The 24,032-nt window shown below is 68.8% G+C and carries 22 protein-coding genes; 12 read left to right on the top strand and 10 right to left on the bottom strand.

Annotated features, from left to right (window positions below; all coding sequences use genetic code 11):
* The first annotated feature begins 29 nt into the window (after window positions 1–29).
* The 3 genes from hrpB to ACK4IU_RS02480 all read left to right on the top strand — a co-directional run bounded on the left by hrpB (window position 30) and on the right by ACK4IU_RS02480 (window position 4,698).
* On the top strand, window positions 30–2,564 hold the full coding sequence (gene hrpB, locus ACK4IU_RS02490) for an ATP-dependent helicase HrpB (RefSeq protein ID WP_409731274.1): 2,535 nt from the start codon (window positions 30–32) through the stop codon (window positions 2,562–2,564).
* Window positions 2,565–2,719: 155 nt separating this feature from the next.
* Window positions 2,720–3,919 carry an MFS transporter gene (locus tag ACK4IU_RS02485; RefSeq protein ID WP_409731272.1) on the top strand — a complete coding sequence of 400 codons (1,200 nt, stop codon included), beginning with the start codon at window positions 2,720–2,722 and terminating at the stop codon, window positions 3,917–3,919.
* A complete protein-coding gene (locus ACK4IU_RS02480; protein WP_409731270.1) occupies window positions 3,916–4,698 on the top strand; it encodes an endo alpha-1,4 polygalactosaminidase in 783 nt (260 codons plus the stop codon). The genes ACK4IU_RS02485 and ACK4IU_RS02480 overlap by 4 nt, the downstream gene beginning before the upstream one ends.
* Before the next feature lie 19 nt (window positions 4,699–4,717).
* On the opposite strand, the gene ACK4IU_RS02475 is transcribed toward ACK4IU_RS02480, so the two are convergent.
* From ACK4IU_RS02475 to ACK4IU_RS02465, 3 genes are all read right to left on the bottom strand, one after another.
* Window positions 4,718–5,212: a DUF1993 family protein gene (locus ACK4IU_RS02475; protein WP_409731268.1), complete on the bottom strand. Its 495-nt coding sequence runs from the start codon at window positions 5,210–5,212 to the stop codon at window positions 4,718–4,720.
* 114 nt (window positions 5,213–5,326) lie between these two features.
* On the bottom strand, window positions 5,327–6,253 hold the full coding sequence (gene argF, locus ACK4IU_RS02470; RefSeq protein WP_149587774.1) for an ornithine carbamoyltransferase: 927 nt from the start codon (window positions 6,251–6,253) through the stop codon (window positions 5,327–5,329).
* 79 nt (window positions 6,254–6,332) lie between these two features.
* On the bottom strand, window positions 6,333–7,523 hold the full coding sequence (locus tag ACK4IU_RS02465) for an aspartate aminotransferase family protein (protein WP_409731266.1): 1,191 nt from the start codon (window positions 7,521–7,523) through the stop codon (window positions 6,333–6,335).
* A gap of 346 nt (window positions 7,524–7,869) precedes the next feature.
* Here ACK4IU_RS02465 and ACK4IU_RS02460 point away from each other — a divergent pair, with 346 nt between their 5' ends.
* A complete protein-coding gene (locus ACK4IU_RS02460) occupies window positions 7,870–8,805 on the top strand; it encodes a Hint domain-containing protein (RefSeq protein ID WP_409731264.1) in 936 nt (311 codons plus the stop codon).
* On the opposite strand, the gene ACK4IU_RS02455 is transcribed toward ACK4IU_RS02460, so the two are convergent.
* Window positions 8,802–9,941 (bottom strand): serine hydrolase domain-containing protein, encoded by a 1,140-nt coding sequence (locus tag ACK4IU_RS02455; RefSeq protein ID WP_409731263.1) that lies wholly within the window; start codon window positions 9,939–9,941, stop codon window positions 8,802–8,804. The two genes, ACK4IU_RS02460 and ACK4IU_RS02455, sit on opposite strands and share 4 nt — an antisense overlap.
* Before the next feature lie 221 nt (window positions 9,942–10,162).
* Here ACK4IU_RS02455 and ACK4IU_RS02450 point away from each other — a divergent pair, with 221 nt between their 5' ends.
* The 4 genes from ACK4IU_RS02450 to ACK4IU_RS02435 all read left to right on the top strand — a co-directional run bounded on the left by ACK4IU_RS02450 (window position 10,163) and on the right by ACK4IU_RS02435 (window position 12,476).
* Window positions 10,163–10,774 carry a GcrA family cell cycle regulator gene (locus ACK4IU_RS02450; RefSeq protein ID WP_409731261.1) on the top strand — a complete coding sequence of 204 codons (612 nt, stop codon included), beginning with the start codon at window positions 10,163–10,165 and terminating at the stop codon, window positions 10,772–10,774.
* A gap of 76 nt (window positions 10,775–10,850) precedes the next feature.
* A complete protein-coding gene (locus ACK4IU_RS02445) occupies window positions 10,851–11,423 on the top strand; it encodes a DUF1285 domain-containing protein (protein WP_409731259.1) in 573 nt (190 codons plus the stop codon).
* Window positions 11,424–11,429: 6 nt separating this feature from the next.
* Window positions 11,430–12,209 carry a hydroxypyruvate isomerase family protein gene (locus ACK4IU_RS02440; protein WP_409731257.1) on the top strand — a complete coding sequence of 260 codons (780 nt, stop codon included), beginning with the start codon at window positions 11,430–11,432 and terminating at the stop codon, window positions 12,207–12,209.
* A gap of 81 nt (window positions 12,210–12,290) precedes the next feature.
* The gene (locus ACK4IU_RS02435; RefSeq protein WP_409731255.1) at window positions 12,291–12,476 is read left to right on the top strand and encodes a zinc-finger domain-containing protein; all 186 of its coding nucleotides are present in this window, start codon (window positions 12,291–12,293) and stop codon (window positions 12,474–12,476) included.
* A 3-nt stretch (window positions 12,477–12,479) separates the two neighbouring features.
* Here the strand turns inward: ACK4IU_RS02435 and ACK4IU_RS02430 are convergent, their stop codons facing one another.
* Entirely contained in the window at window positions 12,480–12,941 is a 462-nt protein-coding gene (locus ACK4IU_RS02430) for an N-acetyltransferase family protein (protein WP_409731252.1), read from the bottom strand.
* Window positions 12,942–13,218: 277 nt separating this feature from the next.
* Between ACK4IU_RS02430 and polA the strand changes: the two genes are divergently transcribed.
* A complete protein-coding gene (polA, locus tag ACK4IU_RS02425; RefSeq protein ID WP_409731250.1) occupies window positions 13,219–16,053 on the top strand; it encodes a DNA polymerase I in 2,835 nt (944 codons plus the stop codon).
* A 187-nt stretch (window positions 16,054–16,240) separates the two neighbouring features.
* Here polA and ACK4IU_RS02420 read toward each other — a convergent pair whose 3' ends face one another.
* From ACK4IU_RS02420 to ACK4IU_RS02410, 3 genes are all read right to left on the bottom strand, one after another.
* The gene (locus tag ACK4IU_RS02420) at window positions 16,241–16,699 is read right to left on the bottom strand and encodes a DUF1203 domain-containing protein (protein ID WP_409731248.1); all 459 of its coding nucleotides are present in this window, start codon (window positions 16,697–16,699) and stop codon (window positions 16,241–16,243) included.
* 67 nt (window positions 16,700–16,766) lie between these two features.
* The gene (locus tag ACK4IU_RS02415) at window positions 16,767–17,138 is read right to left on the bottom strand and encodes an HIT domain-containing protein (RefSeq protein WP_409731246.1); all 372 of its coding nucleotides are present in this window, start codon (window positions 17,136–17,138) and stop codon (window positions 16,767–16,769) included.
* A 5-nt stretch (window positions 17,139–17,143) separates the two neighbouring features.
* Window positions 17,144–18,721: a DUF5928 domain-containing protein gene (locus ACK4IU_RS02410; protein WP_409731245.1), complete on the bottom strand. Its 1,578-nt coding sequence runs from the start codon at window positions 18,719–18,721 to the stop codon at window positions 17,144–17,146.
* A gap of 148 nt (window positions 18,722–18,869) precedes the next feature.
* Here ACK4IU_RS02410 and ACK4IU_RS02405 point away from each other — a divergent pair, with 148 nt between their 5' ends.
* The gene (locus tag ACK4IU_RS02405; protein ID WP_409731244.1) at window positions 18,870–19,688 is read left to right on the top strand and encodes a sulfotransferase family protein; all 819 of its coding nucleotides are present in this window, start codon (window positions 18,870–18,872) and stop codon (window positions 19,686–19,688) included.
* 83 nt (window positions 19,689–19,771) lie between these two features.
* Window positions 19,772–20,164 (top strand): GFA family protein, encoded by a 393-nt coding sequence (locus tag ACK4IU_RS02400; protein ID WP_409731442.1) that lies wholly within the window; start codon window positions 19,772–19,774, stop codon window positions 20,162–20,164.
* Between the two features lie 28 nt (window positions 20,165–20,192).
* Here the strand turns inward: ACK4IU_RS02400 and ACK4IU_RS02395 are convergent, their stop codons facing one another.
* The gene (locus tag ACK4IU_RS02395; RefSeq protein ID WP_409731242.1) at window positions 20,193–21,425 is read right to left on the bottom strand and encodes a urate hydroxylase PuuD; all 1,233 of its coding nucleotides are present in this window, start codon (window positions 21,423–21,425) and stop codon (window positions 20,193–20,195) included.
* A gap of 95 nt (window positions 21,426–21,520) precedes the next feature.
* Here ACK4IU_RS02395 and ACK4IU_RS02390 point away from each other — a divergent pair, with 95 nt between their 5' ends.
* Window positions 21,521–22,435, top strand: a complete 915-nt coding sequence (locus tag ACK4IU_RS02390; protein ID WP_409731240.1) for a LysR substrate-binding domain-containing protein — start codon at window positions 21,521–21,523, stop codon at window positions 22,433–22,435.
* Between the two features lie 72 nt (window positions 22,436–22,507).
* Here ACK4IU_RS02390 and ACK4IU_RS02385 read toward each other — a convergent pair whose 3' ends face one another.
* A complete protein-coding gene (locus ACK4IU_RS02385; protein ID WP_409731238.1) occupies window positions 22,508–24,010 on the bottom strand; it encodes a DUF2125 domain-containing protein in 1,503 nt (500 codons plus the stop codon).
* Window positions 24,011–24,032: the final 22 nt, after the last annotated feature.

Below are 24,032 nucleotides of genomic sequence, written 5' to 3'. Positions count from 1 at the left end.
TGGCGCGGGCGGCGCGTCATAAGCGGGGCATGGAAGCTCTGCCCGTTTCTGCTGTCTTGCCCGAGGTCGCCGAGGCCCTGGCCCGTAGCGGGGTCGCGGTGTTGCAGGCCCCGCCGGGCGCGGGCAAGACGACGCTGGTGCCCCTGGACCTCTTGGCGCGCGGCATTGTCGCGGGCCGGATCGTGATGCTGGAGCCACGCCGGCTGGCCGCGCGAGCCGCCGCCGAGCGCATGGCCGAGACGCTGGGCGAGCCCGTGGGCCGGACCGTGGGCTACCGGATCCGGGGCGAGGCGAAGGTCTCGTCGGCGACGCGGATGGAGGTGGTGACCGAAGGCATCCTGACCCGGATGATCCAGTCCGATCCTGAGCTTTCAGGCATCGGCTTGGTGATCTTCGATGAATTCCACGAACGCAGCCTGAATGCCGATCTGGGCCTGGCGCTCTGTCTCGAGGTGCGGGGCGCACTGCGCGAGGATCTGAAGCTTCTGGTCATGTCGGCCACGCTGGACGCAGGCCCGGTGGCAGCGCTGATGGGAGATGCGCCGGTCGTGACCTCGGAGGGGAGGGCGTTTCCTGTGGAGACGCGCTGGCTGCCGCGTCCGCCCGATGCAAGCCTCAGGCTCGAGGCCGTGGTAGCGGGCGCGGTGCGCGCGGCGCTGGCGGAGACCGAGGGCGGGATGCTGGTCTTTCTGCCCGGCGAGGGCGAAATCCGCCGGGTCGAGGCGCTGCTGCGCGACCTGCCCGGCGTGGCGCTGCGGCCCCTGTTCGGGGCGATGGACTTTGCCGCCCAGCGCGCGGCCCTGGCCCCGGCCGAGGGGCGCAAGGTGGTGCTGGCGACCTCGATCGCCGAGACCTCGCTGACCCTGCCCGACATCCGTGTGGTGGTGGACGCAGGGCGCGCGCGGCGGGCGCGGTTCGATCCGAACTCGGGCATGTCGCGGCTGGTCACCGAACGGGTGACGAAGGCCGAGGCGGAACAGCGCCGGGGCCGGGCGGGACGGGTGGGGCCCGGCATCTGCTACCGGCTGTGGACGAAGGGGGAAGAGGGAGGCCTCGCCCCCTTCCCCCCGGCCGAGATCGAGGTGGCGGACCTCGCCGGCCTGGCGCTGGAACTGGCGCTGTGGGGGGGCGCCGACCTGCCCTTCCTGACCCCGCCCCCCGCCGGCCCGCTGGCCGAGGCTCGGAGCCTTCTGACCGACCTCGGGGCGCTTGATGCGCAGGGGCATATCACGGCGCATGGCAAGCGGCTCGCGGGTCTGCCGCTGCATCCGCGGCTCGCACACATGTTGGCGGTGGCGGGGCCGGAGGCGGCCACGCTCGCGGCACTGCTGGCGGAACGCGATCCCCTGCGCGGGGCGCCGCCGGACCTTGCCTTGCGGATGCAGGCGATCCAGCGCCCGGGGCCGGAGGCCGACCGGGGCGTGGTGGAGCGCATCCGGGCCGAGGCCAGGCGGCTTGCGGCGGCGATGCGCGGCGCGGGCGCCCCCCCGCCCCCCTCCCCTCCCCACCCGGGGGAGGGGAGCCGCGCCGCGCCGGCGCCGGGACAGGTGTCCGAAAGGGGGGTCTCCCTCCCCCCTGGTGGGGGAGGGATGAGGAGGGGGGGCGTCGCCGAGGGTTACAGCCTGGCCGAGATGGCGGCGCTGGCCTATCCCGACCGGATCGGCCTGCGCCGCAAGGGCGAGGCGCCGCGCTGGGTGCTGTCGGGCGGCAAGGGCGCGGCGATGGCGGCGGGCCTGCCCCTGTCCGGCGCGCGGCTGATCGTGGCCACCGACCTCGACGGCGATGCGCGGGAGGCGCAGGTGCGGCAGGCGGTGGCCATTTCGGAGGCCGAGGTGCGCCGGCTTTGCGCCGACCGCATCGCCTGGGTCGAGCTCTGCGAATGGTCGCGCCGCGAGGGCCGGGTGCTGGCCCGCCGGCAAGAGCGGCTGGGCGCGCTGGTCCTGGACGACCGGCCCTGGGAGGCCCCGCCCGAGGCGGTGGCGCGGGCGGCGCTGGAGGGGGTGCGGCAGCTGGGCCTGCCCTGGTCGCCCGCCGCCCGGCGGCTGCGGGCGCGGGCGCGGCTGGCGCGGGGCGAGGGCTGGCCGGGGGTCGAGGATGCCGATCTCATCGCCACGGCCGAGGACTGGCTCTTGCCGCATCTGGCGGGTGTGCGGACCGAGGCCGAGATCCGCGCCCTCGATCTGGTGCCCGCGTTGCAGGGCCTTCTGGGCTGGGACCGGCTGGCCGAGATGGACCGGCTGGTGCCCGGCCATTTCGAGACGCCGCTCGGCCGGCGCATCCCCATCGACTACGAGGGCGAGGTGCCGGCGATCGAGGTGCGGTTGCAGGAGATGTTCGGCGTGACGCAGCACCCCCTGATCGGCGCGGCGCGAATGCCCCTGCGCATCACGCTCCTGTCGCCTGCCCAGCGCCCGGTGCAGGTGACGACCGACCTGCCGCGCTTCTGGGCCACATCCTATGCCGATGTCCGCAAGGACATGCGCGGCGCCTATCCGCGCCATCCCTGGCCCGAGGATCCGACCCAGGCCGAACCGACCCTGCGCGCCAAGCCGCGCGGGACCTGAGCCCCTGACCATCCGCGGAGTATTTGCGAAGAGTGCAAGCTGCGGGTCTATGGCGGGAGTTCGCGCTACAGGCCTGGAACATCAGTTGATCCGCTGGCCCTTTCGCAGCTTTGGCGACCCAATTATGACAGGCGCTAACACTGAAGGGGCGGATCATGCAGGACGGGCAGGCGCGGCGGGCGCGGTGGGCGGTGGCGGCGATGTTCCTCGCCAACGGCTTCGTCATGGGGGCCTGGGCGCCGCAGATCCCGCTCCTGATGCCGCGGCACGGGGTGACGGAATCGGTGCTGGGCCTCCTGATCCTGGTACTGGGACTGGGGGCGGTCACGGCCATGCTGTTCGCCGGGCGCCTGATCGGGCGCTTCGGCGGGCGGCGGGTCCTGTCCTGGTTCTCGCTGGCGCTGATCCCGGTCCTGCCGATGGTGGTCTTCTCCCCGAACCTCTGGCTTCTGGCGCTGTTCATGGCGCTGTTCGGCGCCATGGCGGGCTGCATGGACGTGGCGATGAACGCCCAGGCGGTCGAGATCGAGCGGCGGCTGAACAAGGCGATCATGTCCTCGTCCCACGGGTTCTGGAGCCTCGGCGGCTTTGTCGGCGGCTCGGCCGGGGCCTGGGTCATCGCGCATCGGGGCTCGGAGGCGCAGTCGCTTCTGACCGCCGCCATCGTCGCCGGGATCGTGCTGGCGGCGATGCCGTTCCTGCTGCCCTCTGCCCCGGCACCGGCCGGGGTCACGGCCGCAGCGCCGGCGGCGAAGACGCGGCTTTTCCCGAAGGACTTCCATGTCTGGCTGCTCGGGTTCCTCGCGCTGTTCGCCATGGTGCCCGAAGGCGCGGTGCTGGACTGGGCGGCGATCTACCTGCAGAAGGAACTGGGGGCGGGGGTCTTCGTCTCGGGCCTTGGCTTTGCCTTCTTCGCCGGGGCGATGGCGGTCATGCGCTTTCTGGGCGACACGGTGCGAAACCGGCTGGGTGCGGTCCGGACACTGCGGATCTCGGGCTTTCTGGGCGCGGCCGGGATGATGGGCGGGGCACTGGCCACGGCGGACTGGATGGTGATCGTCAGCTTCTTCTTCGCGGGCCTCGGGATCGCCAACATGGTGCCGATCCTGTTCTCGGCCGCGGGGAACCACCCGCGTCTGCCCTCGGCCAGCGCGATCTCGATCGTCACCATGGTCGGCTACTGCGGGATCCTGGTTGCGCCGTCCTCGATCGGCTTCCTGGCCGAGCACATGGGCTTCCGGCCGACCTATGCGGGGCTGTCGCTGCTTCTGGTCGTGGTGGGCCTTCTGGCCGCGCGGGCGGCGGATGCGGACGGAGCGCGGGCACTGTCCGCCACGCAGGCGCAACCGGCGTGAGACTGCGGGCGGCTCTTCTGGTCCTGCTTTTCGCCGCAGGGCCTCTGGCCGCCGAGGATGGGCCGCTGCCGGCGGGGGCGCTGGCGGATTACCAGCTGGGCGGGGCCTATCCGCCGCCCCGGGGCGTCACGGTCGTCGCGCGCGACGTGACCGACCGCCCGGCGCCGGGGCTATACAACATCTGCTATGTGAACGGCTTTCAGACCCAGCCCGGGGCAGACTGGCCCGAGGCGCTGCTGCTGAAGGACGGGGCTGGCGCGCCCCTGGCCGATCCGGCCTGGCCGGACGAGTTCCTGCTGGACATCGGCACGCCCGAGACGCGCAAGGCCAATCTTGCGCTGCTCGCCCCGGTGATCCGCACCTGCGCCGACAAGGGCTTTGACGCGGTGGAGTTCGACAATCTCGACAGCTACACCCGGTCGGGCGGCCGGCTGTCGCAACAGGACGCGCTGGCCTTCGCGCGCCTTCTGGTCGCCGAAGCCTCCCAGCACGGCCTGCCGGCCGGGCAGAAGAACGCACCCGAACTGGGCCGCCTGGGCCGCGACCGGGCCGGGTTCCGCTTTGCCGTGGCCGAGGGTTGCCACCGCTGGGACGAATGTGCGGCCTATACAGGGGTCTATGGCCGCGATCAGGTGCTGGGGATCGAATATGCCGACGACCTGCGCGGCAGTTTCGCCGAGGCCTGCGCCGACCCCGACCGGCCCGGCAGCCTGATCCTGCGCGACCGGATGCTGGCCCCGGCGGGGGCGCCGGGTCATGTCCTTGCCGTTTGCCCCTGAGTCGGGCGAAGGGCCGGATTCAGGGCGCCCCCATGTAGTCGCGCTTGCCGAGCTCGACCCCGTTGTGCCGCAGGATGTCGTAGGCGGTGGCGACGTGGAAGAAGAACTGCGGCAGGCAGTAGAAGGACAGGAACTCGTCGCCCTTCAGCATCATGTCGCGGCCCCCGGCCTTGAAATGGATCTCGCGCGTTTCGGCATGGGCGAAATCGGCGGGCTGGAAGCTGCCCATGTAGCCCCGCGCCGCCGCGATACGGTCGCGCAGCTCGGCAAAGCTGGTCTCGGTGTCGGGGAAGCTCTTCGGCTCCTGTCCCGCCAGCCGCGCCGTGCCGCGCGCGGCGAAGTCGCAGGCCAGCTGGACCTGGCGAGTAAAGGAGAACATGTCGGGGAAGAGCCGCGCGGCGAGGATGACCTCGGGTGCGATCCTGCGGGCTGTGCAATGCGCCTCGGCCTTGTCGAGGATTGCGGCAAGGGCGGAGAGAAAGCGGTCGAAGACGGCGACAGAGCGGCGGTGCATGGGGGGTCTCCTTTCGCGGCAAGCGTCGGGCGGCGACGGGCGACTGTCAAGCGCAACCGCCCGGCCGGGGCAGCGAAACCCTGCGCGGATCGCCGCGCACCGGCGCGCGCGGTCTCAGAGGCCGAGGCACCAGCGCATGATCGCCTTCTGGGCGTGCAGGCGGTTTTCGGCCTCGTCGAAGATGACCGAATGGGGGCCGTCCATCACGGCGCTCGTCGCCTCGTCGTTGCGGTGCGCGGGCAGGCAGTGCATGAACAGCGCGTCGGGCTTGGCGCGGGACATCAGCTGTTCGTTCACCTGGTAGGGGCGCAGCTGGTTGTGGCGGCGTTCCTTGGCGGATTCGGGGTCGTGCATCGAGACCCAGGTGTCGGTGACCACCAGATCGGCGCCCTCGACGGCGGTGAAGGGGTCGCGCTGGATGGTGACCTTCGAACCCTTCTCGCGGGCGAAGGCGACGAACTTGTCCTCGGGGTCGAGCGTTTCGGGGCCGGTGAAGGTGAAGTCGAAACCGAACTGGCCCGCGGCATGCAGGAAGCTCGCGCAGACGTTGTTGCCGTCGCCGCACCAGACGACCTTCTTGCCGGCGATGGGCCCGCGGTGTTCCTCGTAGGTCATCACGTCGGCCATGATCTGGCAGGGATGGGTGCGGTTCGTCAGGCCGTTGATGACCGGGACAGTGGCGTGTTCGGCCATCTCGAGGAGCGTCGCTTCCTCGAAGGTGCGGATCATGATGAGGTCCACATAGCGGCTGAGGACCCGCGCCGTGTCGGCGATGGTCTCGCCATGGCCGAGCTGCATTTCCTTGCCCGACAGCACCATGGTCTCGCCGCCCATCTGGCGCACGCCAACGTCGAAGGAAACGCGGGTGCGGGTCGAGGGTTTCTCGAAGATCAGCGCGACCATGCGGCCCTTCAGGGGCTGCGTGTCATCGGGGGCGCCCTTCGGGCGGCCGTTCCGCGCGGTCTTCATGGCCTGGGCGCTGTCGATCATGGCCCGCAGCTCGGCGGGATCGGTCTTGTGGATGTCGAGGAAGTGCTTCATTTCGTTTCGCTTCTTGAGCCCGGGTCGCCGGGGGTTTCACACCCCCGGACCCCCGTGGGATATTTGGGGACAGATGAAATCAGGCGGCCTTTTCCAGCGTCGTGGCAGCCTGGTCGAGGCGGGAGAGCGCCTCGGCAATGTCGGCGTCGGGGATGTTCAGCGCCGGCAGGAGGCGCAGCACGTTGTCGGCGGCGGCGACGGTCAGGACGCCGGCCTCGTAGCCGGCCTTCACCACATCGGCGGGCGCGCGCTTGCATTTCAGGCCGAGCATGAGGCCTTCGCCGCGCACGGCCTCGAACACCTTGGGGTGGCGGGCGACAAGGGATTCCAGGCCCTGACGCATCAGCGCGCCCTTGCGGGCAACCTCGGACAGGAAGGCGGGGTCGGAGACGATCTCGACCACCTTCGCCCCCACCGCGCAGCCCAATGGGTTGCCGCCGTAGGTGGACCCATGCGTGCCGGCCGTCATGCCGGAGGCTGCCCGTTCCGTGGCCAGCACCGCCCCCAGCGGAAAGCCGCCGCCGATCCCCTTGGCGACCATCATGATGTCGGGCGACACGCCCGCCCATTCGTGGGCGAAGAGCCGGCCGGTGCGGCCCATGCCGCATTGCACCTCGTCGAAGATGAGGAGCGTGCCGGTGGCATCGCAGAGGTCGCGCAGGCCCTTCAGGCATTGGTCGGGGACAACCCGGATGCCACCCTCGCCCTGGATCGGCTCGATCATGACGGCGCAGGTCTTTTCCGTGATCGCGGCGCGGATAGCGTCGTGGTCGGCGTCATTCGCGGGCCATTTCAGATGCACGAAACCCGGCATCAGCGGCCCGAAGCCCTTGACCATCTTCTCGGACCCCGCCGCGGCGATGGCGCCGGTGGAGCGGCCGTGGAAGGCGCCCTCGAAGGCCACGATCTCCACCCTTTCGGGGTGGCCTGCGTCGTGGTGATGCTTGCGCGCCATCTTGATTGCCAGTTCGGCGGTTTCGGTGCCCGAGTTGGTGAAGAACACCGTGTCGGCGAAGGTGCGTTCGGTGAGCAGCCGGGCCAGCCGCTCCTGTTCGGGGATCGTGTAGACGTTCGACACATGCCAGAGCCTGTGCGCCTGCCCGGTCAGCGTCTCGACCAGAGCGGGATGGGCGTGGCCGAGCGCGTTCACCGCGATGCCCGAGCCGAGGTCGAGGTATCGCCGCCCGTCCTCGGCGATCAGCCAGCTGCCCTCGCCCTTCACGAAGGCGAGCGGCGCGCGGTTGTAGGTCGGCAGGACGGCAGGGATCATGGGACGGTCCTCATCTGGAAGCCAATGGGTGCCCGAGGGCGAAGGCCGAGTCAACTTGGGGAAGGACAGGCGCGCGGGGGAGGGCGCGCCCCGGGGACGGCAGGACGGGCCTCAGACGCGGCGGCGTCGACGCGAGGCGGCGATATGGCGGGATCCTGCGGTCATGCCGGGGGCATAGCGGGAACAGGCGCGGGCGTAAAGCGGTTTTCTGCGCGCGGCCAACCGCCGGTTTCCTGCGACCGTTTTGCGCTGGAAATGACTTGTAAACGCTGGCAAGGCACAGTGCGGCAGAACCCGGGCCGCAGGCCCGGCAGAACAGGCAGAAGGCCAAGGGTCAGGGACAGGCATGAATGCGGCGCAGATCACTGTCGGCGTCTTTGCGCTGGACCGGATCCTGTTGCCGGGCGGCGGGCCGGCGAGGGGCTGGCCGCAGCGGCTGGCCGAGTGCGGCGCGGCTCTCGCGGAGGGGGCGGAGGCCATGGACCTGACGCTGGCGGAAGGACCCGAGGGTCCGGTCCTCGCGCGGCCGGCGCGTTTCGGCCGGACCGATTGGCCGGCGGGTGCACGGGTGCAGGTCGAACCCGTCGCCGGGCGGGCCGGGCTGTTCCTCGTGCGCTGCGGCGGCAAGCCGGTGGCCGTGGCATCGTCCTTTCCCCTGCTGCCCGGCGCAAGCCTGCCGGAGGGCGTGCCCGCGACCGTCCAGGCGCCGGCCGGGTTTGCCGCCGGGACGCTGATCGACACGCCGGACGGGCCGCGCGCGGCGGGTTCGCTGGTGGCGGGCGAGGTGGTGACGACGCTGTCCAACGGTTCTCGCCCCCTGCGCTGGATCGGGCGGCGGCGGGTCTCGGCGATCGAGATGCTGGCGCATCCGGGTCTGCGACCGGTCATGATCGCCCCCGGCGCGCTGGGCAATGCGCGCGATCTGGTCGTCGCGCCCGCGCAGCGGCTGCTGATCGACGACTGGCGGGCCGAGGTCTATTTCGGCGAGGATCGGGTGCTGGTCCCGGCCTGCGCCCTGGTCGATCCGCCCGTGGCGCGGTCCGGGCTGCCGGAAGACGGCGTGGATTATGTGATGCTGCTCTGCGACCGGCACGAGATCCTCCTCGCCGAAGGCGCGCTGAGCGAAAGCTTTCACCCCGGAGAGGAGGGGCTTGCGGCGCTGGAACCGGAGGCGCGGGCGGCGCTGGCGTATGCGGTGCCCGAGGCTGAGCTTCTGCGCCGCCGCGCGGCTTCTCCCATCCTGCGGGGGGCCGAGGCGCGGGCCCTGCGGTTGCAGGGCTAGGCGCCCGCGCAGATCGCGGACAGCATCGCGATGACCGGCGGATACCAGTCCGGGTCGTAGCCATGCGCGTCCTGCAGGACCGAAAGGTAGCAGGCCACCCTGCCGGTTGAGGGGTTGGCCACCAGATACTGTCCGCCATAGCCGCCATGGCCGATCCAGGTGCCGTCGGTGTTGGTATGGCTGGAATAGCGCAGATGGCCGCGCGGGGCGGGCATCGGCACGCCGCCCCGAAGCGTCCGGTCGAGGAAGGCGGCCGAGCCGAAGGCCGCACCGTCCACCCCCCTGCCCCGCCGCGCGAAGAGCGCGCCATAGCGGCATAGGTCGCGCGCCGTCAGGCAGATGCCGCCGGAAAAGATCGGCGTGCCCGCCCGGTCGGTGCCCATGTGCAGCACACCCTCTACCCCCGCCGCATCGGCCAGGTCGGCCAGCCAGGCCCGCAGCGGCCGGCCGCCCCGCACCTCGGCCGCCAGCATCAGCACATCGGTGTTGGCGCTCTTGTAAAGGCTCGTCCCGCTGCGGTTCACCGTATCCGGCGCGCCCGGTGCCAGGCCGATCCCGGCCAGGAGATCGGCCATCGCGGGCTCGGGCCCCTCGGGCAGGCGCATGCCCATGGCCACCTCGTGCTGGAACACGGTCGTGCGGGGATCGGTGTAATCCTCGCTGAAGGCGTTGTGGACGTTCATGTCCAGCGCCTGCTGCACGGTCGCGTCGCGGTAGCCGGGGCCAAGCCAGGGCAGGATCGCGCCCAGGGGTTCGTCGGGTGCGATCCGCCCCTCCTCCCACAGCCGCCCCAGGATCAGGTTCGCCGCCATCTTGGAAATCGACATGATCGCATGCGGCCGGTCGGGGCCGAAATCCGGGGCATAGGCCTCGTAGAGCAGCCGGTTGCCCTCGGTCACCGCCAGGGCCGAGAACCAGGGGCTCGAGGTCAGGCGCCGCACATCCTCGCGCGCGGGGATGGAAAGGTCGGCCGACAGGCGAAGGTCGAGGACCGAGGCGGCACGGAAGCCCAGCGTGTAGCGGGCGATCCGGTGCAGGCGGTGGAACCCCTGCCGCCGGTGCGGCGCGGTGTTCCAGCGCGGATGCGGGTCGGGGCCGACCGAAAGGTCGGGATTGGGACAGGTGCGCAGCTGCATGGGATATCTCCTGATTGGCTCAAGCCTAGGCCCTGCCCTGCCCCCGACAAGTCAGGAGGACCGGCATCGACGCAGCACGGGTCCTGCATTATGGTGGTGGGCCAAGGTCACGGCCGGATGACGCCTGCGGGGCCTGTCCGCGGGGTCCTTTCGCCCCGCCCTTGCGGCCCCTGCCCCAGGGCGGATAGAATGGGGCGGCAATCAGACAGGCGGAGAACAGGATGTCCTGGACGGACGAGCGGGTCGAGACGCTGAAGCGCATGTGGAACGAGGGCCAGTCGGCCAGCCAGATCGCCAAGGAACTGGGCGGTGTCACGCGCAACGCGGTGATCGGCAAGGTTCACCGGCTGGGCCTGTCGAACCGCGTGGGCGGCAAGGACGACGAAGAGGCCGCCGCCGCGCCGGCCCCGGCGGCTGCGCAGGCTGCGCGCCCCGATCCCGCGCCGCGCCCGGAACCGGCCCCGCGCCCAGCCGAGTCACCGCGACCGGCCACCACCACCACATCCGCCCCGGCGGCGGCTCCGGCGTCGAACGTGACACCGCTGCCGGTGCGCAAGGCCATCATCCCCGCCGGCCAGCCCCTGCCGCCGCAGCCCAGCCAGAACGAGATCAGCCCCGAGGCGCTGGCCTCGGTGCGCGAGGTGGAAAAGCGCGCGCGCAAGCTGACGCTGATGGAACTGACCGAGCGCACCTGCAAATGGCCGATCGGGGACCCGGCGACCGAGGATTTCTGGTTCTGCGGCCTGCCCTCGCTGCCCGGAAAGCCCTATTGCGAGGCGCATGTCGGGGTCGCCTTCCAGCCGATGAGCGCCCGGCGCGACCGCCGCCGCTGACCCCGTCGCCGGGCCGGGAACCCCGACCCGGCGCCGCAGGTTGCGCCCCTTGCCCCCGCCGCCCGAGTGCCCGCCGATGCCGACACCCAACGCCGACACCCTGGCCGCCGCCGCCAAGGCCGCCAACGCCAAGGGCCCGCCGCCGGTGCATCTGTGGAACCCGCCGTTCTGCGGCGACCTCGACATGCGCATCGCCCGCGACGGCACCTGGTTCTACCTCGGCACCCCCATCGGCCGGGCGCCCCTGGTCAAGCTCTTCTCCTCGATCCTGAAGCGCGAGGGCGACCGCTACTACCTCGTCACCCCGGTCGAGAAGGTCGGGATCACCGTCGATGACGCCCCCCTCCTGGCGCAGGATTTCGAGGTCACGGGGACGGGCCGCGACCAGGTGCTGACCTTCACCACGAAGACCGAGGATGTCGCGGTGCTGGGTCCCGACCATCCCCTGCGGGTGGAGCGCGACCCCGAAACGGGCGAGCCTTCGCCCTATATCCTCATCCGCAGCAACCTCTGGGCACTGATCGACCGGAAATCCTTCTACCGGCTGGTCGATCTGGGTTGCCATGAGACGCACGACGGGCATAAGTGGTTCGGAATCTGGTCCTCGGGGCAGTTCTTCCCGGTCATCCCTTCGTCGGAATTGCCCTGAACCGAAATGCCCCGTTTCGCCGCCAACCTGACCTATCTCTTCACCGAAGTCCCGATGCTCGACCGCCCCGACTGGGCTGCGCGCTGCGGCTTCGACGGGGTCGAGGTGCTGTTCCCCTACGACCAGCCGATGGCCGAATGGGAACGCGCGCTGGCGGGCATGCCGGTGGCGCTCATCAACACCCCGCCGGGAGACTGGGCCTCCGGCGACCGGGGCTTTGCCGCCGTGCCGGGGATGGAGCTGCGCTTCCGCGACAGCTTCCTGCGCGCGGCCGACTATGCCACCCGGCTGAAGGCGGCGCGGCTGCATGTGATGGCGGGTGTGGCCAAGGGGCCGCAGGCCGAGCAGACCTATGTCGAGAACCTGACCTGGGCGCTGGAGCAGGCGCCCGACCTGCACCTCACGCTGGAACCCCTGAACCCCGACGACATGCCGGGCTATTTCCTGAACGACTATGACGATGCCGCCCGCATCATCGACGACCTCGGCAACCCGCGGGTGGGCCTGCAGTTCGACATCTGGCACGCCGCGCGCCTGCATGGCGATGCCGGCCTCGTCTGGCAGGACCACCGCCACCGGATCAGCCATATCCAGATCGCTGGCTTCCCCGGCCGCAACGAACCGGGCGGCGGCGGCTTCTCGCTGCCCGACCTCTGCGATGCAGTGGACGCAGACGGCGGCACCCGCTGGATCTCGGCCGAATACCGCCCCGCGAAGGGCACCGCGCAGGGTCTGGGCTGGCTGACTGCGCTCAAATCGCGCGGCGCGCTTCTGATCGGGGGATAGGCGGCAAAGCCGCCCGCGCCCCCTTGTGCCGCCCGCCCCTCGACCGCTAAAAGGCCCCGAGCCAGCATGAGGATCCCGCCAATGCCGATCGAAGCGCCCGAGACCCAAGTTGTCACCACGTGGAAAGTGGCCTGCGACGGCGGCGAGGGCGCGCTGGGCCACCCCCGCGTCTGGCTGACGATCCCGCGCGATACCGGCTGGGTCGAATGCGGCTACTGCGACAAGCGGTATGTCATCGACCGCGACCACGCCCACGACGACCACTGACCGTCACGCGGCCGCAAAGCGCGGCTCGGGATCGTCCATCTCCAGCCCCAGCGCCCGCCAGGCCAGCGCCGAGCCGTCCGTCTCGGGCCGCGAACTGACCGTGACCCCGGCGCAGCCTGCCTCTGCCGCCAACTGTCGCGCCGCGGCCAGAAGCGCCCGACCGATGCCGTTCCCGCGATCCGGCGCCTGGACATACAGCTGCTCGACCACGCCCCAGTCGGCCCCGGCCACCATGTTGCGCCCGATCATCAGCAGCACATATCCCACCGGATGCCGCTGCGGGCTGTCGTCGCGCTGCGCGACCAGCAGGCGTGCGGCGCGGCCTTCCAGCGCGATCCGCGCCAGGACCGGAGGGGTGATCGCCGCGCGCTGGCCCGTCTGGGCGGCAAGCGCGATCAGCATGCGGTGGACCTCGGGCAGATCATCGGCCCGTGCGGGTCTGAGGGTCAGGGGAGGCGTGGTCATCTTCGGTTTCCTTCGCTGGGGGCCCGGCGAGGGGAACCTGTGCACCTGTCGGCCTGACCCTCGCGGGGCGGCTATCAGGGGGTTGCTTCGGTGGTGAAACGCTGCCCGGCCGCCTATGTGGCGTCGGTCCAATAAAACGACTGGTAGGGCGTGAAGGTCAGCATGCCGCGACGATGACCCGCCGCCCGCGCGCCGTCAAGCCCCTATCCGCCGCCAAAGCGGGTGGCCCTTCGCCCCGCCTTCTGCCAATAATCCCCCGACCACAGGGAGAGCCCGCATGCGTTTTGGCAAAGGCCACCACCTTCACCTCATCGACGGCTCGGCCTACATCTTCCGCGCCTATCACGCGCTGCCGCCGCTGACGCGCAAGTCCGACGGCCTGCCGGTCGGCGCGGTTGCGGGCTTCTGCAACATCCTGTGGAACGAGCTTTCCCGCGCCACCTCGAACGGCAAGGCGGCCACGCATCTGGCCGTGGTCTTCGACCATTCGGCTGAAACCTTCCGCAATACGATCTACCCGGACTACAAGGCCAACCGCCCCGAACTGCCCGAGGACCTGCGCCCCCAGTTCCCCCTGACCCGCGAGGCGACCCGCGCCTTCAACGTCGCCTGCCTCGAAACCGAAGGCTACGAGGCCGACGACATCATCGCCACGCTGGCGAAACGCGCGGTCGAGGCGGGCGGAAGCTGCACCATCATCTCCTCGGACAAGGACCTGATGCAGCTGATCCGCCCCGGCGTGGACATGTTCGACCCGATGAAGACCCGGGTCATCGGCCCCGACGAGGTCATGGAAAAGTTCGGCGTGCCCCCGGAAAGGGTGATCGACGTGCAGTCGCTGGCTGGCGACAGCGTGGACAACGTCCCCGGCGCCCCGGGCATCGGCCTCAAGACGGCCGCGCTCCTCATCAACGAATACGGCGACCTCGACACGCTGCTGGCCCGGGCGGGCGAGATCAAGCAGCCGAAACGCCGCGAGGCGCTTGTCGAGAATGCCGACAGGATCCGCATCTCCCGCGATCTGGTGACGCTGAAGGACGACACGCCGCTGGACGTATCGCTGGACGATCTGGAAATCCGCCTGCCCGAGCCGGACAAGGTCATGGAGTTCCTGACGAAGATGGAATTCCGCACCCTCACCAAGCGGGTGGCCGAGAAGCTGGGCATCGCGCCCCCCGCCCTGCCCGAGACCTCGCAGCTTCAGGTCGCCGCGCGCGAGGAGGCGCCGCAGGCGCACGAAGAGCAGCCCCCCTTCGACCTCTCGGCCTACGAATGTGTGCGCGACCGCGCCGCCCTGGACCGCTGGATCGCCCGGATCGCCGACATCGGCCATGTCGCCATCGACACCGAGACCACCAGCCTCGACGAGATGCAGGCCGACCTCGTCGGCATCTCGCTTTCGGTCGAGCCCGGGAAGGCGGCTTACATCCCGGTCGGCCACACCACCGGCGGCGGCGACCTGTTCGGGGCCTCGGCACTTGCCGAAGGCCAGCTTCCGCTGGCCGAGGTCCTGGCCGCCCTGAAACCGGTGCTGGAGGATCCCGCGATCCTCAAGATCGGCCAGAACATGAAATACGACTGGAAGATCTTCGCGCGCCACGGCATCCGCATCACCCCGTTCGACGACACGCTCCTGATGAGCTACGCGATGCATGCGGGCCTGCACAATCACGGCATGGACGAGCTTTCCGACCGCTACCTCGGCTACCAGCCCATCTCGATCAAGACGCTCCTTGGCTCGGGGAAAAGCCAGATCACCTTCGACCGCGTGGCCATCGAGGATGCTGTGAAATACGCGGCCGAAGACGCCGACGTGACTCTGCGCCTCTGGCAGACCTTCAAGCCGCGCCTGCATCGCGCGAAGGTGACCACCGTCTACGAGACGCTGGAACGCCCGCTCGTCCCCGTGCTGGCCGACATGGAAATGGCGGGCATCCAGGTGGACCGCGAGGTCCTGCGCGGCATGTCCAACGTCTTCGCGCAGAAACTCGTCCAGCTTGAAGAGGAAATCCAGGACATCGCGGGCGAGAAGTTCAACGTGGGCTCGCCGAAGCAGCTGGGCGAGATCCTCTTCGACCGCCTCGGCCTGCCCGGTGGCGAGAAGGGCAAGACCGGGGCCTACGGCACCGGTGCCGACATCCTGGAAGACATCACCACGCTGGAAGACAGCCACCCGCAGGGGGCAAGGCTGGCCGCCCGCATCCTCGACTGGCGCCAGATCGCCAAGCTGAAATCCACCTACACCGATGCGTTGCAGACGGCGATCAACCCCGATACGGGCCGCGTCCACACCTCCTATTCCATCGCCGGGGCGAACACCGGGCGGCTTGCCTCCACCGACCCCAACCTCCAGAACATCCCCGTCCGCACCGAGGAAGGCCGCCGCATCCGCGAGGCCTTCGTCGCCCCCGAAGGTCGGGTCCTGGTCAGCCTCGACTATTCCCAGATCGAGCTGCGCATCCTCGCCCATATCGCCGACATCCCGGAACTCCGCCGCGCCTTCGAGGAGGGCATCGACATCCACGCCCTGACGGCATCGGAGATGTTCAACGTCCCCCTCGACCAGATGACCCCCGACATCCGCCGCAAGGCCAAGGCGATCAACTTCGGGGTGATCTACGGCATCTCCGGCTTCGGCCTCGCCCGCAACCTCCGGATCCCGCGCGCCGAAGCGCAGGGCTTCATCGACCGCTATTTCGCGCGGTTCCCGGGGATCAAGGGCTACATGTCCGATACTGTAAAGTTCGCGCAGGAAAACGGCTTCGTGCAGACGCTTTTCGGTCGGAAAATTCATACTCCCGAAATCAACGCCAAGGGCCCCGGCGCCGGCTTCGCCAAGCGCGCCGCGATCAACGCGCCCATTCAGGGCACTGCCGCAGACGTGATCCGCCGCGCGATGATCCGCATGCCGTCCGCGATCCGGGACATCGACGCGAAGATGCTCCTCCAGGTCCACGACGAGCTTCTGTTCGAGGTCGCCGAGTCCGACGCCGACCGCCTCACCGCCGCCGCGAAAGCGGTGATGGAAGGCGCCGCCCACCCCGCCGTGAGCCTGAAGGTCCACCTCGCCGTCGAGGCCGGTCGCGGTCGCACCTGGGCCGAGGCGCATTGAACCACGCCCGGGCCGCACAGCACGCAGACGCAAGGCCGCCCCGCGTCACTTCCCCTGCTGCTTGCCCTTTGCCCAAATACTCCGGGGAGCTCGAGGGGCGGCGCCCCTCGTCAGCCTCGGTCGCGCGCCTTGCGCGCGGCCGAGAGCACAGGCTTGCGGCGCCAGCCGCTCCGCCCGGACCCCGAGGTCAGGCGCGCTCGATCCGGCACTGGTAGCAATTGTTCCGGGCCGACCGGACATGCAGATAGGCCACCCGCGCATCCGCCAGAAGCTCCGCCGCCCGCGCCGGTATCGCCGCGGTCGCAACCACGCCCCCGGTGCCATAGACGATCCGGTCGTCGTCCCCGTAGCCCCGCAGGATGTAGTCGGGCGCGGCCAGCATCTCCGGCAGCCCCGCCCCGCCCCCGGCCGCGCAGGGTTCGGCGCACAGGAAGATCGGCCCCACCTCGGCATAGGGCTGCGGCGCCGGGAAGGGCCGGTAGGCGAGGACCAGCATCCCGGCACCCTCCGGGATCATCCGCAGGCAATGCCGGCAGGGATTGCCGTCCCCCTCCGACCGTTTCCGTTCCGGCACCTGGCCATTGGCATCCGCACCGCCAGCCTGAAACTTCCGCACCTGGTCGGTCGGGATCGCAAGAAATCGCATCGCATCCTCCGTGTCTGGCCGGACGATGCCCCGCGACGCCCCGCCGGGCGACCCGGATCCTGCGCGATCAGACGCGCTCCAGCATCCGGCCCAGCGGCCGCCCGCCCAGGATATGCAGGTGGTAATGCGGCACCTCCTGGTGCCCGTTCGCCCCGGCATTGGCGATCGCACGGAACCCTTCCTCGCCCGAGAGCCCCAGGATCGCGCAGACCTTGGCCACCGTGCGGTGGAAATCGACGATCTCGGCCTCGGTCGCCTCGGCCGAGAAATGGTCGAGGCTGACATAGGCCCCCTTCGGGATCACCAGCACATGCACCGGCGCCTGGGGATGGATGTCGTGAAAGACCAGCGTGTGCGGCGTTTCCATCACCGTCTTGTTCGGGATCTCGCCGCGCAAGATGCGGGCGAAGATGTTGGTCGGGTCATAGGTCCAGCTCATGTCGGTCAATCCACGAATAGATAATCGGTCGCGGCTATCTCGCGCGCGGTCTCGGCCGGGATCTCGAGGAAGTCGGCCAGCACCGCGGCATTCTCGGCCACTCCGGCAGTCTGACGCAACCGGTTGTGACCCGCCAGATCCAGATCGCGCAGCCTTTCGCTTTCGAACTTCACGTCGAAGCGGATGGTCGGCAACAGCTGCTCCATCGCCGAAAGCGGTGTCTCGGGTCCGGCCAGCCCCACCCGCCGGGCATGGCCGACCAGGTAGTCGTCGCTGAACTGGCAGTCGATCTCCAGAAGCCGCATCTGCGCCCGGTCATGGGCGAAGTCCTGGATCAGATCGATGCTGCCCGGATCGACGCAGAGCAGCAGCCGGTCGGTCTGCCAGTGCTCGAACAGCATCCTGACCAGCGCCCGGCGATGGCGCATGCGCTTTTCCATCGTGGTCTCGATGCCGCCCAGGTCCGGCAGCGGCGTCGCCTGTTCGTTGAACAGGTAATGCACCGCCGGGATGCCCGTCAGGCCCTGCACCCGGTCGGCCAGCCGCTTGGCCACATGCCATTTCTTGCAGGCCACCACCATCAGGGTGCGGTTGCGGCCGATGCTCGCCTCCACCTCCCAGAACCGCCGGGCAAAGCGCCGCCCCTCCCTCCCGCGCGAGGTGAGATAGGCGAACTGCCGCCGCCCCTCGTCCGAGATCGCGAACTGCCGCCCGGTCTCGGAGTAGAGCGCCCCGAGCCTTTCCTTCAGCGCCTTCGCCTCGGGGCTGATCTTGCGGGCGAAGAGATAACCCTGCGCCAGCAGCAGGTCGTGATGGTCGTCGTAGAAGGTCACTGGCATGCCGTAGTCGGTGAACATCAGGAACGTGAGCGGGCGCGAACGGATCTCGCGGTCGGGCACCAGGTGGGCGACGAGGGTCTGGAAGAAGGTCTCGTCCGGGATCCAGGTGGTGGAGAAGAAGCGCGGGATGTCCGGGCGGCGCTTCAGGAAGTCCAGCACCGCCTCGACCGTGCGGCGACGCAGGCACCACCACTGGCTGCCGATGCGCATCTGCAGGTCCTCGGGGATCTTGCGCGACAGGCCGAATTTCTGCTGCAGCTCCAGCGACTTGTAGAACCACCACTTGCGCTGGCGTTCGTTGAACCAGTGGCGGTAGACCAGCCGCTCCTCCTTGAGCCCGGTCTTGATCCAGTCCGAGCCGAAGAAGTCGAAGCTTTCGATGTAATCGGCTTCCTCGCGTTCCAGGAAGGCCCGGACATATTCCGCCGTCTTGATCGGCATGCAGTCGCCCGACAGCATGTAAAGATGCGTGGCGCCGGGAAAATCCTGCAGCGCGGCCTCGACGGCCGACAGCGTGGCGGCGACCAGGCTCCATTCCCCCCAGCCGCAGCGGATGCGGCGGCAGGCAAAGGTCACGCGGGGGTTCCCGGCCAGGGCCGCGCGGATGCGGACATAGTCGTCCTGCGACGACCGCGCGTCGAAATGGATCGCCACGCAATCGCCGGCTGCCGTCAGACGCAGGGTCTGGGCGATGATCCCCTCGGGGTCCTTGTGGCTCAGCAGGATGAAGGCGATCTGGGTCATCGGTCCTGGGATTGTGCCCGGATAAGCGTGGTCCTGACTGGTTAGACCGCCCGGTGCTTCCTTGAAAAGCCCGAATATGTCTGCTTGACTGCCGTAATCGCGGTGCAGGCTTCGCTCCGCGACATTGGCGGAAGAAGGAAGATTGTTAATGGGTTTTCCCGGAACATGGATGACGGAAAGCGAAAGCGTCGTCTACCGGGTGGTGCCGAAATGCGCCTGCTCGACCATCGGGCAGATCATGTATTACTCGGACCATGGCCAGTTCTTCGACGGCGATATCCACGATGCGACCACCGGCCTGCACAAATGGGCGCAGGACCACAGCCAGCCCGCCATCGAACGCGCGGTGCGCGGGCGCCAGGTCTATGCCTTCACCTGCGTGCGCAATCCCTATACCCGCATCCTGTCCTCGTTCTTCGACAAGATCTGCGGCATCCAGCGCAATGGACGGCGCTACCGCGGCAATCTCGTGCCGCTTCTGATCCAGAAATACGGGATCGAGGTGGGCGGCGAGGACGGCAAGCAGGACTTCGACCAGATCGCCAGCTTCCGCCGGTTCCTTCTTTTCGCGCGCGACACGATCCGCTGGAAGAAGCCGATGGAGCCCGACATCCACTGGTCGGCCATGTCGGGGCACATCTCGACCTTCATCGTCAACGGCGGGCGCTACAACCACATCTTCTTCACCGAGGCGTTCAACGCCGGGATGCAGGTGGTGCTGGACAACATCGAGACGCGCCACCCCATCGACCTGGCCGCAATCCCCCGCTTCAACGAAAGCGAAGGCCACGGTCCGAAACGCGCCCATCCGGTCGAGGCCTATTTCGACGATCTCTCGATGCACCTGATGTGGGAGATCTACAAGCGCGACTTCCAGCTGTTCCGCTATGACTTCGAGAACCCGGCCAACAAGATGCCGAAGGGTCCGGTCGATCTGGACGAGGTGCACGCGAAACTGGGCGACTGAACCCTCCTCGTGCGCCTTCGGCTTCTCGTCGGCGGGGCACAGCGAGGAGCGACGAAGTCGAACGACGAGCGGGGAGAGGGAAGATAGACCAGGTCACCGGCGGCTGCCTCTGCGGGGGCTTGCGCTTCATGGCAAGGGGCCAGCCATGGCGCGTCGGCCTGTGCCATTGTCTGGCCTGCCGCAAGAGCCAAGGCGCCCTGTTCCACGCCTCCGCGATCTACCCCGAAACCGCCGTGACCATCACCGGCGAGGCCCGTCACTACCGCGACCGCAGCTTCTGCCCGACCTGCGGCTCGCAGGTCTATGCCCATATCGGTGACGAGATCGGCATCAACCTCGGCAGCCTGGACGAACCCTCGCGTTTCCGCCCGACCTATGAACTCTGGACCATCCGGCGCGAGGACTGGCTGCCCGGATTTCCGGGCCTGCGGCAGTATCCGAAGGACCGGGAAAGCCCGGACAGGACCGAGGGCTGACGCAAAGTCCTTCGAAGGAATTTGCCGCTCAGATCGGGTCCTGCGTCCCTGCCTTGCGGAACCACTCCACGATCGCCGCCCGTTCCTCGGGCTCCATGTAGCTCAGGTTGCCCGGCGGCATCGCGTGGGTGATGCCGGCCTGCAGGTAGATCCGCCGGGCCTCGTGCGCGATCTGGGCCTCGGTCTCCAGCACCACGCCCTTCGGCGGCCAGTGAAGCCCTTCCCAGCCCGGCTCGGCCGCGTGGCACATGCTGCAACGGCCCTGCACGATCCCCACCACCTCCTCGAAGCCGGGGCTTGAGGCATAGACCAGCGCCGCGCCCTCCAGCTTCGCCTCGCCCTCGGCCGTGCGCATCGGCGCGGTGGAGAGCCAGGCGATCACCAGGAACAGGACCGCCGTCACCCCCCAGGTCCAGTGCGGATTGCCCTTCCGCGCATGCCGGGTGTTGAACCAGTGCCGGATCGTCACGCCCATCAGGAAGACGAGACTCGCGATGATCCAGTTGTACTCGGTGGCAAAGACCAGCGGGTAGTGGTTCGACAGCATAAGGAAGATGACCGGCAGGGTCAGGTAGTTGTTGTGGGTGGACCGCTGCTTGGCGATCTTGCCGTATTTCGGGTCCGGCTTGCGGCCCGCCTTGAGGTCCGCCACCACCACGCGCTGATTGGGCATGATGATAAAGAAGACGTTCCCGGTCATGATGCTGGCGGTGAAGGCCCCCAGGTGCAGCATCGCCGCCCGGCCGCTGAAGACCTGGGTGTAGAACCAGCTCATCCCTACCAGCACCACGAACAGCGCCACCATCAGAAGGTTCTGGTCGGCGTTGACGAAGACCTTGCACAGCGTGTTGTAGACCACCCAGCCGAAGGCCAGCGAGGCGATGGAGATGGCGACGGCCTGCCAGACCGACAGCTCCATCACCGTGGGGTCGATCAGGAACAGCTCGGCGCCCAGGTAATAGACCAGCACCAGCATGGCGAAGCCAGACAGCCAGGTCGCATAGCTTTCCCATTTGAACCAGACGAGGTGATCGGGCATCGCCGCAGGCGCCACGAGGTATTTCTGGATGTGGTAGAACCCGCCCCCGTGGACCTGCCACTCCTCGCCATCCGCGCCGCTTGCCAGGTTGCGGTCCCGGTGCAGGCCAAGGTCCAGCGCGATGAAATAGAAACTCGACCCGATCCAGGCGATGGCCGTGATCACATGCAGCCAGCGGGCCGCGATCTCGACCCATTCCCACAGAACGACCCAGTCATACATCGCCCGTCCCTCCCGGTTTTGCGAAACGCTATACCTCGTGGCACCTTTCTGTTAATCCATCGAAAGCCCGGATCACTTTCAAGCGGGGACGAAGAATGTCCTACGTCAACAACATCCGCATGTTCGTCCGCGTCTATGAACTGGGCAGCATGTCGGCCGCTGCCCGCGATCAGCGCACCTCGCCCGCCGTCGCCTCGTCCCGGATCTCGGAACTGGAGAAGCACCTCGGCGTCCGGCTGTTCAGCCGCACCACGCGCAGCCTGCAACCGACCGAGAACGGCCGCATCTTCTATGACGGGGCGCGCCGCGTGCTCGAGGCCATCGACGACGCCGAATCCGCGGTGATGGATGTGACGCAGAACCCGCGAGGCACCATCTTCATCGCGGCGCCGCTGGGGATCGGCCGGCGGCTGATCGCGCCCAGGGTGCCGGTATTCAAGGACCTCTACCCCCAGATCGACGTGCGGCTGCGGCTGTCGGACAGGGGGGTGGACGTGGTGGCCGAGGGCATCGACGTGGCCTTTCACCTGGGGCTTCTGGAGGACTCCACGCTCAAGGTCCGCACCATCGCCGACTGCCCGCGCATCCTCTGCGCCTCGCCCGCCTATGTCGCCCGCCGAGGCCTGCCCGCCGATGGCGCGGCGCTGGTCGCCGACCGGCACGACTGCCTGAACCTTCGCTATCCCGGCGCCAAGGAATTCCAGTGGACCCTGCAAACCCCCGAGGGCCCCCGCCGGTTCGAGATCACCGGGCCATTCGAATCGGATGACGGCGACGTGCTGACCGGCTGGGCGCTGGACGGGCGCGGGATCGTGCTGAAACCCGTGTTCGAGGTGGCCGAGCACCTGCGCGAGGGGCGCCTCGTCCCCGTCGCGACCGAGACACCGCCGCTGCCGATCCAGCTGTCCGCGCTCAGCCAGCACCGAAGGCTCAAGGACCCCAAGGTGCAGCTATTCACCGACTTCATGGCCGGGCAGATCCGCGACGACCTGCGCCGCGCCACCGGGTAGGGTGCGCTGTGAGCCGCACCAAGACAAAAAGGCGGGACCGAAGCCCCGCCCCCTTGATCCGAAAGCCCCGCCTTACATCGGCAGCGGCTGGCCGTTCACCAGGATCTGCATCCCTTCCTTGGCCTCGATCTTCGAGGTCAACTCGTCCGGGTTGGCACCGGGGATCATGAACATCCCCATCATCATCCGCGCGCCCATCGCGTCCTGATCCGTGATCAGGCCCGTCGCGATCAGCCCGTCGATCAGCGCGTTCGCCCCGGTGACCGAGACATTCGCCTCGCCCAACGGCATCGGCATGCCCATCGAGTTGTCGAAGGTGAAGGCCCCGGTCGCCGCCAGCGCCGCGCCCGCCACCTTCAAGCCCAGTTCGGTGATGTTCAGGCTTTCCGGCTGCGGCACCACCGGAGGCCCACCGGCCTCGTCCGCGGCGATCATCGCCGGGACGTCCATCTTGGTCTTGCCCGAGATGTCGATGGCGATGTCCGCCGCATCCCGCTTCAGCGCGCCATTGGGGTCGAACAGCGCCCAGGCCTCCTCGTTCAAGCTGAACTGACTGAGCTTCAGCACCAGGCCATAGTCGCCCGCCGTCTCGTTCGCAATCACCGGCGAGGTCATCGCGAATTCCATCGGGCCCGAGACCACCTTGACCGGCACCGGCATCGCACCCGGAGCGGATTCGATGTCCAGCCCGCTGGCCGAGGACTTGACCGAGAAGGTGTCCTTGTTGAACAGCGCCGACCCCTCGCCGCCGCCGGCCTTCATCGTCAGGTCCATCGGCATGTAGGGGCTTTCCTGCTTCATCGTCCCCGCCGATTCACCTTGCGTCATGGCAAGGCTGACGCTCAACCCCTCGTTCAGCGCGGTGCCGAAATCGGCCGGCGACTGCATCGCGGCCAGCGCGATGGTCGTGGGCAGGGCAAAGCTCAGCGACAGGTCGATGTCCTGGGTGGTGCTGGTCGAGGTCTGCTTCAGTTCCAGCCCCGGATCGTCCGATTGGGTGGTGTAGGCCAGCTCGTCCGCCTTGATGGCCAATCCGAAGGTCCGGTTGGTGCCGGGGGTGTCGGAATAGGTGCCGGCCAGGTTGGTGAACCCGAAATCGCCCGAGGCAGTGACCTTCGGTGCCTCGCTGCCGTCGAAGGACATGCCCGGATAGGTGCTGTCGTAGGCCACGTCCAGCCTGGCAGCCGCATAGTCGTAGGCAAGCCCTCCGTCCGCCTCGCGCGCGGTCAGGGTCAACCCGTCGTGGGTCACCTTGACCGAACCCTCGGCGTCGCCGGTCATCGTGATGCCGATGTCGGCGCCGGGGGCGATGGTTACCGACCCGTCCGACTGTTCGGTGAGCACCATGTCCGAGATCGTCAGTCCGCTCATCCCCTCGGGCGCGATCGTCACGCCGTTCAGCGTCAGCACGCCGCCCGAGGTGTTCTCGGTCGCGGCGGAAACCGTCAGGCCGACCAGCGCACCGGCATCCTTCCAGGACTGCCAGACCTGGTCCGCGGTCAGCGCGGCATGGGCGGTGCCGCCAAGCAGGGTGGCAATGACAGGGGCTGCTGCAAAACTTCTCATCCGAAACATGCGGTTCTCCTCAAGCCGAAAA

Source organism: Tabrizicola flagellatus (genome assembly GCF_046295235.1).
GTDB lineage: Bacteria > Pseudomonadota > Alphaproteobacteria > Rhodobacterales > Rhodobacteraceae > Tabrizicola > Tabrizicola flagellata_A.
This window is presented reverse-complemented; position numbering and strand designations above follow the sequence as displayed.